This is a genomic window from Pedobacter agri PB92, assembly GCF_000258495.1.
GTDB classification, from domain to species: domain Bacteria; phylum Bacteroidota; class Bacteroidia; order Sphingobacteriales; family Sphingobacteriaceae; genus Pedobacter; species Pedobacter agri.
In genome coordinates this window covers 25,506-34,967 of record NZ_AJLG01000030.1, presented here as the reverse complement: position 1 = coordinate 34,967, position 9,462 = coordinate 25,506, and the positions used below count along the sequence as shown (strand labels likewise).

The following is a 9,462-nucleotide window of genomic DNA, read 5'->3' as shown; positions in this document are numbered from 1 at the left end:
CTTCATAATACAGCAACGGATCTCTAAAAACCCGAAACGGATTCAAATCACTGTAATCGGGCCGCTGTACCCTCCTGCTCATCGCAAATTGCAATTGATTGTTTTCTCCAAAAGATTTACCAATAGCAATATTGGGTAGGTATATTCAAAAAAATGTTGCTTAAAAGGTCCATCTTATTACCAATTTTCAATGTGATGTGCCTATAATAATTTACATTGATTGATATGTGAAAGTTTTGGCATTATAAAAAGATACCATCAATACATTGCTTGAATTACCACCTAATTTGAGCTGACCTACCAATTTTTAATTATTCAAAAGTATTTTGAGCACAAACCAGTTATAATAAGGCTATTTTTGGTATGGCGCGGGCAATTAACATTTGTTTATGCAACATATATTAAATATCACAAAAGGTCTTCTTTGGAGTGAATGATAATTGGCGTAATTAATTTGCTTGTTAACCATCCGCGATTCCGCCTCTTGACCCACTCAAGGTTATAGAAAATGTTTTTCGTAAACTCATATTTAAGCCTAATCATGTATGATGGGCTAATCAATCATCTGAAGCAACTGAGCATTATGAAAACAATGTATTCTAAAACAACCTAAAGAAACAATATTTCAAAAGGTATGATAACAAGCTCCGAACGATTGTACGAATAAAATTGTATTGAATATCTCTTACACCATTTTCCATAATTAAAAAACATTCCAAGTATTATTTGTTTCGATAGTCCTTTAGGGATCAAACAAATGGGCCGCAAGTTTAATCATATCCATAAATGTCCATCCTAAAAATAAATTTACCCGATGAATCTAACCAGTTTGAATTTAAGAGGCTTTATAAAAATACCATCGCATTTATCTTCATTTCTATATTATGAAACAATAGCTGCTCTATAATTGTATTTTAAGGGATAACAATCATATTAAGCTTGCTTTAGGAAATGCATTACGAAACAATACTTATTGACGATGATGAAATGGCACTCTGCTTACAGGAGATGATATGGTGTAATTTTGTAGAAAATAAGCAGCCTTATCTTTTTAATCGTGCCCAGGATGCGCTTCGGTTTTTTGATGATCGCAACGACGTAGTTTCAAGTTATATGATATTACTGGACATCAATATGCCTATTATGAATGGGTGGGAGTTTCTCAATCAGTTGAAAACTCATCCATTAAGGAATTTTATTCGGGTGGTTATGGTAAGTTCATCAGTTGAAAAAACTGATATCGAGCGAGCACTTTCAATTGAAATTGTTGAAGATTTTTTAATCAAGCCTTTGACGGAGCAACAATTGCAGAGACTTCGGGATAAAGAGCGCCTTTCTCCTTTTTTTTAGCGCCAAGGTGAACCATGCCGATCACAATAGTGAATACTTCACCATTGGAGCATAACTATCTCAACGTCTACCTTAATCCAGAAGTGACTAAAATGTTGCTTGAATATTTTGCACGCTTTGCTTCAAACTATTTAGCTACAGGCTTTAGGGCATCGTCATTAATGAAATGCATAGTTTAATTTCTTCCTTTATTTGGCCAAGCCATTCCGAAACTTCGGTTATGTTTAGCGACCTTTCAATGCTTCTGGCTAGTAGCGCTAAATTTGGTAAACCGGCGGAAACCGCTGTTCCATATAGTTTATGTCCTAATCTATTTAGCTCCTGCAAATCATTTTCCTCAAATGAAACTGTTAACAAATTGGAACATTCCAAAAGCTGTCTTTTTGCAATAGCCAGGATCTTTTCTAAAGCAGCGGTATTCCCGCCAAGTCGACTGCTGAGCACAGTTAAATCAAAATGACTTTGCTCGTTTTCTGTATCCGTAGTCGACATCTTCTGCGATGCGGGTTCCAGTGACAACCAATTACTGAGCACCTCACGAAGAATCGTTTCTGAAACTGGTTTGGGAACAAAATCATTCATTCCAGCTTTGATGCAACGTTCCCTTTCATCCTTAACATTTCCAGCGGTGAGGGCAATAATCGGCACAGACTCAAAGCCATTCACCTGACGTATAGCTGCAGTACTTTCATATCCATTCATTTCAGGCATTTGTATATCCATAAGTATGAGTTCAGGATTTCGAGCAATGGCTACCTCAAATGCTTCCCGGCCATTACTAGCCTCCAGAACTGTTGCATTTGGAAAAGCATTTTGGATGTAGGTTACTGCCAGGAGCGTGTTTACCGGATTATCGTCTGCGACTAAGATTTTGATTGCAGTTTGGTCAATGCTTTCTTGGCGTTCTTTGGGCTGTGATTCATGATCGTACGAACATTCCCTAAGACCTGAAAGGGCAGTATATAACTCTTCAGACTGTATAGGTTTGACCAGACGACAGTTGATTTTTGAATTTTTACAGGCGCTCATAATGTTCGCATCGTCCGCAGAACTATGTAAAAGCAATATGGGAAGCTTCTGCATGAAAGCCGGAAAATTTTCTCGCATCTTATCGACTGTCTCTATACCGGTAAGAAAAGGCATATGATAGTCAATAATCATCGCATCAAATTTAGCACCCGAGCTTATCAACTGCAATCCTTCCAATCCATTACTCGCTTCATAAACATTTATGCCAATCGCTGCGAGCATATTTTTCAGGATAATGACATTGTTTTCGTTATCATCAATGATAAGGACGTCAGCTAACCAGCTTAAATCATTCTCCATTGTAATGCCAACAGACTCAGATTCCAGGAGCAGCTCAAAATAAAACTCACTTCCTTCACCTTGCCGGCTTGTAACATTCATTTCGCTATTCATCATTTTCAGTAACTTGTTACTGATGGAAAGTCCAAGTCCGGTACCTCCATACTTTTTACTCGTGGAGGTGTCTTCCTGTTCAAAAGCTTCAAAAATTTTATCAAGTTTTTCAGTGTTTATCCCTACTCCAGTATCCTTAACCCTAAATTGAATAAGCGAGGTTCCTTCTTCCTCTTCCATCAGTTTAATGCTCAATTCAATTTCTCCTTTTTGCGTAAACTTTGATGCATTACTGAGCAGGTTATATAATATCTGCTTCAGCCTCACGGGGTCAGCCCATACAAATCTGGAAACGTCAGGATCAATATTGAGTAGAAGCTCTACGCCTTTTTGCTGCACCTGATAGCTGATAATATCTGTAGACTGTTTGCATAAATCAAAGAGATCGATCCGCTCCTTGTCAAGCGCCAGCTTTCCAGCTTCAATTTTTGAAAAATCTAAAATATCATTTATAATATTCAAAAGGTCACTTGATGACTGGTGGACAATTTTAAGGTATTGTTGCTGAACCGGGCTCAACGGAGTTTTCAGTGCCAGGTCGGTAAAGCCAATGATTCCATTCAGAGGGGTCCGTATTTCGTGACTCATGTTCGATAAAAACTCAGACTTTGCAATGTTTGCCTGCTCGGCAGTATGTTTCGCTTTTTTTAGTTCTTCATTTTGATATACATAAGCGGTCATGTTTTGGGTAAAAATCATCATACCGCCAATCTTCCCCTCCGATTCATACCATGGTCGCATTTCCCATTTCAAAAATTCTGGCTCAGTAGCGCCTTGGGGATAAAATATGTCTTGCTCTTTATGTTCTACCGCTCCTGCCAATATACGCTTATGACGCTCCCTGCCTTCCTCGGTAATAAAGTTAAAATGTTCATAATAACCACTCCCTATTAACTGTTTATCTTTAAGTCCATATTCTTCCATCCACCGATTACTGGCGGCAATATATTTCATCTGCTTATCCAGCATCGCAACAGCCGCAGGGGTATGCGCTGCAAAAGCTGAAAGTATTGCGCTTGCCTGGCTTGCAGCTATTTCGTTCTTTTTACGATTGTCGATATCCTGAAATGAGCCATACAGCCTCTTGCATGTGCCACCTTCAAATACTGCTTTCCCAATAGCCCTCACCCAGATTTCTTTTCCTTTCATGGTGATAATCTGGAGCTCTAGGTCCCAACCTTTTCCAGAAGAAATGCACGCTTCCAAGGCTCTTGAGACTAACTCCCGGGAATGTCCATCTTTATAGAAATTAATTGCTGTTTCGAGCGCTGGCTCATATCCTTCAGGGGCTTCGTGTATTTCTTTAGTCACGCTTGTCCAACTTAGCTTTTTTTCCAAGATATCAAACTGCCAGCCCCCAACCCGAGCAACCTGATTTGTCTGCTCAAGCATTTCTGACAATTCTAAAAGTTTTTCCTCCAAAACCCCGCGTTCTGTTACGTCGAGGCCATTCCCAAGCACATAATCCTCCTGACCGGGAAAGTGTTCAAGAACATTATTAAAAAATACCGTTCTGCCCGTACCATCCTTGCATTTTAAATGCATTTCACCCTTTACATGTTTGGCGCTGAGAATTTCAGAAAGATAAATTTCAAGTAGTTCGTGTCTTTCCTTCGGAATCACGTCAAAGAGACTCATTTTTTCAAGTTCTGTTTGAGCATATCCAAGGATTTCTGCTCCAGCTTTATTTACAGAAATAAAATTTCCCCGCAAGTCGTGCGTACATAAAAGCCCCTGAGAGTTTTCAAATAATGCTTTGAGGTAAGACTGACTTTTTAAAAGTTTTGATTCGCTTTCTTTTAATAGCGTTACATCCCGCCCCGATGCAAATATTCGCTCTGCACCTGGTTCAGGACTTGCCATCCACTGTATGGTCTTATACTCATATCTCGGGGTTGCAAGCCGATGTTCAAAATTAACTATCGACCTCCCCTCTTTTAGCTTTTCCATCTCCTGACTTGTCCTCAGCAGATCATTAGGATGTACCAGATCAAAGAGATTTGTACCGATGAGTTCTTGATTGTTCCATTCCAAAATTCGTTCAAAGGCGGGATTGGCTTTTTTAATTATACCATCAGTGTCCACCACGCAAAGCAAATCATCTGAAAAAACAAAAAGCTTTTCGAAATTCACCAGGTCAATCTTGGCCTGCCGGGATTTTATAAGCTCCATTACTTCTATACTAAGCAACCGGAGGGCCTCTTTTTGGTTGTCAGTTATTGTACTTGGCTTGGTATCAATCACACATAAAGTTCCCAAGGCATAGCCCTTGTTATCTATAATCGGGAAACCAGCGTAAGATTTAATTTTAGGCCCTTCAGTTACCAGCGGATTTGTGTTAAAGCGTAAATCAAGGTCAGCATCACAAACCTCAAATATACCAGTGCCTGTTATTGTATATCTGCAAAATGCAATTTCGCGGGGGGTGCTTTCAATTTCCAACCCAGTTTTTGACTTAAACCACTGGGTTTGCTCATCTATCAATGTAATTAATGATATAGGTTTCTCGCAGATCAAAGCTGCCAGCGCGGTAATGCGGTCATATTCCGCTTCAGAAAGCAAAGCATTAATATTATAGCTTTTTAGTGCCTCAAGGCGCTCTTTTTCGTTTGAAGGAAGAATATGGTCAGGCATATACAATGTGGTTAGATTTTTGGTCTCAAGCAATAGTATAAATATTGAGTTAAATTCTTTAATTGCAAAATGATTAGCCTAGATAGTTTGGGAAAAACCAAATCTTTTAATTAGCAATTAATGCTACTCATATTAATACCAAAGCAAAGTTTGGCAATTGAATTCAATTAAACGAGCAATTTACCAACTTTCAGAACTTCAACCTATTACAAGACATTAAACTAATTATTTCAAGCTTTATCAAAATCATCCAATCTTCCCTTCAAGATACAAAATGTTGATATGATTGAAACACCAATATATAATGCGGCAGCGCACCTACAATCTTTATCAACAAGAATTAGAGTGTTAACTGTCGAACAATTGTGGGCGTTACTTATACTTGAATAAGTGTTTATAAGATTTTTCTTAATTATCTAAAAAAAATTCATGTTTAAGTAAACAGCACTCAATTCACTCTGATGATTGAGCAGCATCGCAATACCTCACCTTATTTGCATTCGATTTACAGCAGATGTAAAAGATGCTAAGACATCATTTAAGATATGATTGTAAATGCAGTTCGATTTTCTGGAAATTGCGAAGCCGGCACAAATGTCAAAAGATGGTGATATACTAGAATAAACAAACCTTCATTAATGAATGACGCAGGAAGGTTATAAAAAAATCATAGTGCTACAAGAATAAGCAATTTCTTTGTAAACTAATTAAGAACCCATAATTAATGCAGCAAACCCTAGTTTCGAAATGTTTGGTATCAGCCTTGCTTTTAAAAAATTTGCCAGAAGCTTACTCTTCGCCATTCATCTGTTATTTTGCAGGCTATAAATATCATGAAATTGCACAGGAAATGGATTTGCCTCTTGGAACGCTGGAAAGACGTATCCATGAAGCACGCAAATAGATACGAAGGAAACTTCAAATGTACCCAATCCGAGAAACCTATTGAGATTTTGCTACAAAAATTGGACGAGTTTTAAAAGCATACTGCGGCTTTAGCCGCTTTTACTAAAACCTAATTTAGGGCTTATTAAAAAACTGAGCTCCATCCTTTCTATAGAAAAAGGAGATCGTTAAATTCAATTAGTAACATGGATTCCATCTTGCTACCGACATCGTTTTAACAGGATGTGATTGTTGACATATTTTAGCTAAAATGTTCTCTGATATCGCTGTTAGCCCCGAAACAACACATTATTTTTGAATGTGCAAAGTATGAAATTCTAAATGTTAAATTCATCATCGCTAATATCCTCTCTCGAATTGTATGGCAAAACCCAATCGTTTAGTTTTAATACTTTAATGTTACTCAGGTTTAGTTTGTAGATCTAAAGGTTTATCAAAAACCAAACCTACGTGATATATTTACTGTTTTAGGTTACATTAAGGACGAATGATGAATGCAGAAATTTTGGCCCGTTTTATAAATACTGAAGAAATGTGAAATGAATAAAAATTTAATTTTATGAATGATTTAATAGCCTATCAATTGGAACAGGAAACAAGAAGGAGTTTAAAGAATTCATATAGGGAATTAACCATTTTTTTTGACGAATTAGTGTTCCCGCAAGAATACCTTACTTATCCAAATTTCAGCTTTAAAGCTAATAATAAATTGTCAACCGAATTCAAGGACTTCTTAAAACAACTTGCCGAGTTGCACTACGAGGAAATAAGATTTCGATTTTTGCTACCAAGCAAGTTTTAGCCTAACTTTGATTCAGAAGGATTAATACAAAAAGGAATTTTAAGTTTTGAAATGATTGAAACTAGAATTACTATTTTAAATACCTTAATATCAGCTATTTAAACGTATAAAAATAATCATCCTGAGCAGAAACTCACAATTATTTTGCAACTATTTGACTATAGTTGACAAGACTGAATTATACAAATTAATGACCAGTTCAAAATTAATATTATCACGAATGCTGAAAATTTGTTCTGAATTATACTGTATTATCAGGAAATGGGAAAGTTAACTTATACATTTTCCTTTTGGAAAAGTGCCGGTATGGTCTTTAAAATGAGTTTGATATCATTCCAAAAGCTTTGGTTCATGGCGTAGGCGTTATCCAACATCAAACGCTCTTCTTCGCTCATTTCCCCCTTTCCACGTTTTTCTACCTGCCAGAGACCGGTTATCCCTGCAGGTGCTGCAAATCGGAGCACATATCGGTCGGTAGTGAGGCGTTCGGCTTCATAAATCGGCAGTGGCCTGTTTCCAACAATACTCATATCGCCTTTGAGAACATTCCAGAGCTGTGGAAGCTCATCGATACTTGTGTTGCGGATAAAGTTTCCGATTTTGGTAACACGAGGATCATTGGCGATCTTGAAAAAAGCTGATCCACTCTTCTGGGCAATAATGTAATCGTAGTTCTTTTCACACCATTGGGCCCCATCTGCATACATGGGATATTGGCATTTACCAATTTGTTTGCACGAACTGCAAAGCTCGGAATGTCCCGTTTGTGTGTCTTTTATCTCACGCTCGCTGTCGTACTGATTAAGGTGTTTCAGCTCGTGGATCCGTTGGTCGGCATTCACATACATCGAGCGGAACTTATAAAACTTAAAAATGCGGAACCCGGTTCCGCTGCGCAGGGAATAATAGAATACCGGACCGGCAGATTCGAGCTGGATCAGGAAGGCAATAATTATAAAAAGTGGAAGCAAAAGAATCAATGCTACTCCGGCAAAGAGGATGTCAAAAGCCCTTTTCGCGGCTCCAACCCTATAAACCGTTTTTGCCTGCACTGAAAATCCCTTTTTGAGTAATACCCAATTTTGCACCAGGAAAACCAGGCGTTTTTCGAGTCTTTCAGTATCAATGGGAAGTCTGAACACATCGGCTACGCCAGAACCCAGGGCCAAAATGCGCAGATTAGCATTAAAGTGCCTAACAACGAGAAAAAATGGAACTTCAGCAAGTTGGTTTTTTTTGAGTGTTTCGAGCAATGCCAATCCGTTATTGGAGAGAATCTCGCCATTTGAAATGATAGCTGCGATGGGCAGGCGTTTTGCAGCCCACTCCTGCACCAGCTTCATTCCATTATCGAAAAGGGTCACCTGCATGCCACTGAAGCTGCATTCAGCAAGAGCGAATAGGGAAGTATCCTGGCTGAAACCGACAAGAGCCACAATGCTTCCCTGCAAGGAGTTCACTGTAAAGGTATTTTCCATCAGGAGAGATTTTTGCCTGCACGCCTAAGTACCATTTTGATTCTCGCTTCCAGCTCTGCAGGGTTGAAGGGCTTTACCACAAAGTCATCTGCACCCGCATCCAGACACTTGATGCGTTTACCGGAACTTTCTTCTCCGGAGAGGATCATGATCGGTAAGGAATAAAAAAAATCACTCGCCTTCAACTGCTCAATGAGCTCCAGCCCGTTCATGTTGGGGGTATTAAGGTCTGATATGATCAGATCGGGGATATTTCCACTCTGAAGAAGTGCCAACGCACTTAAGCCATCGGGCCGAATATCGATCTGGTAACTGGCCGCCAGGATTTCCTCGAGGATTGCCTGCATAAATTCATCGTCCTCTACCAGAAGAAGATGGGGTCTGGAATTGTTATTCTGAGTCATTATAGGGACGTATAGCAACGCAACTGAATCAAAACAGGTAACAGCTGCAAAAGGAAGTCGCATAACCTCCTGTGGCCCAGGTCCCGTTTACTCATCTTTTACTAACCGGATGTTAGGGGTAGTCTAATTATGATGATATCAGTCTCGTTGTACAATTATAAAAAAAAAATGCTTTACTTCCCCAAGATTTTTGATTGGGCAGCAGATAAATATGCGATTCTGAGGCAAAGACTTAAATGGCGCCCCTGGTTGACTATTTATGTATCAAGTATTTTTTCATTTTGTATGCATGCCTCTACGGCCTAGGTAAATAATTACTCCATCAAAAAGCAGTTATATGGCAAAACAAATATATTCCCGCCTCGTGTAAGCAACTTATTTTTTTATAAATTTAACCTATTATTTGACTTTTAGATGAATACGAATTCCCTATCCTTCAGCCATGAACAATTAAACCGGCTATTCC

General features: G+C 38.6%; 6 protein-coding genes. 2 read left to right on the top strand and 4 right to left on the bottom strand.

Annotated elements, in window-relative coordinates; genetic code table 11:
- The coding region (locus ON09_RS26795) for an outer membrane beta-barrel protein (RefSeq protein ID WP_394358214.1) at positions 1 to 130 on the bottom strand (130 nt) is incomplete at its 3' end.
- Between the two features lie 821 nt (positions 131 to 951).
- On the opposite strand from ON09_RS26795, the gene ON09_RS06575 reads away from it, so the two are divergent.
- Complete coding sequence (locus ON09_RS06575; protein WP_010600265.1) at positions 952 to 1,350, top strand: response regulator; 399 nt, start codon at positions 952 to 954, stop codon at positions 1,348 to 1,350.
- A gap of 144 nt (positions 1,351 to 1,494) precedes the next feature.
- On the opposite strand, the gene ON09_RS06570 is transcribed toward ON09_RS06575, so the two are convergent.
- Positions 1,495 to 5,406: a PAS domain S-box protein gene (locus ON09_RS06570; RefSeq protein ID WP_010600264.1), complete on the bottom strand. Its 3,912-nt coding sequence runs from the start codon at positions 5,404 to 5,406 to the stop codon at positions 1,495 to 1,497.
- Between the two features lie 724 nt (positions 5,407 to 6,130).
- Between ON09_RS06570 and ON09_RS06565 the strand changes: the two genes are divergently transcribed.
- The gene (locus ON09_RS06565) at positions 6,131 to 6,310 is read left to right on the top strand and encodes an RNA polymerase sigma factor (RefSeq protein ID WP_010600263.1); all 180 of its coding nucleotides are present in this window, start codon (positions 6,131 to 6,133) and stop codon (positions 6,308 to 6,310) included.
- 1,079 nt (positions 6,311 to 7,389) lie between these two features.
- Here ON09_RS06565 and ON09_RS06555 read toward each other — a convergent pair.
- Together ON09_RS06555 and ON09_RS06550 are read right to left on the bottom strand one after the other, a co-directional pair.
- Positions 7,390 to 8,592 carry a sugar transferase gene (locus ON09_RS06555; protein WP_010600261.1) on the bottom strand — a complete coding sequence of 401 codons (1,203 nt, stop codon included), beginning with the start codon at positions 8,590 to 8,592 and terminating at the stop codon, positions 7,390 to 7,392.
- A complete protein-coding gene (locus ON09_RS06550; protein ID WP_039841970.1) occupies positions 8,592 to 8,996 on the bottom strand; it encodes a response regulator transcription factor in 405 nt (134 codons plus the stop codon). Before ON09_RS06550 ends, ON09_RS06555 begins: the two co-directional genes overlap by 1 nt.
- Between the last annotated feature and the right edge of the window lie 466 nt (positions 8,997 to 9,462).

Excerpts from the sequence above, each read along its gene's own strand:
- ON09_RS06575 (WP_010600265.1), top strand. The coding sequence starts at position 952 with ATGCATTACGAAACAATACTTATTGACGATGATGAAATGGCACTCTGC.
- ON09_RS06570 (WP_010600264.1), bottom strand. The coding sequence starts at position 5,406 with ATGCCTGACCATATTCTTCCTTCAAACGAAAAAGAGCGCCTTGAGGCA.
- ON09_RS06565 (WP_010600263.1), top strand. The coding sequence starts at position 6,131 with ATGCAGCAAACCCTAGTTTCGAAATGTTTGGTATCAGCCTTGCTTTTA.
- ON09_RS06555 (WP_010600261.1), bottom strand. The coding sequence starts at position 8,592 with ATGGAAAATACCTTTACAGTGAACTCCTTGCAGGGAAGCATTGTGGCT.
- ON09_RS06550 (WP_039841970.1), bottom strand. The coding sequence starts at position 8,996 with ATGACTCAGAATAACAATTCCAGACCCCATCTTCTTCTGGTAGAGGAC.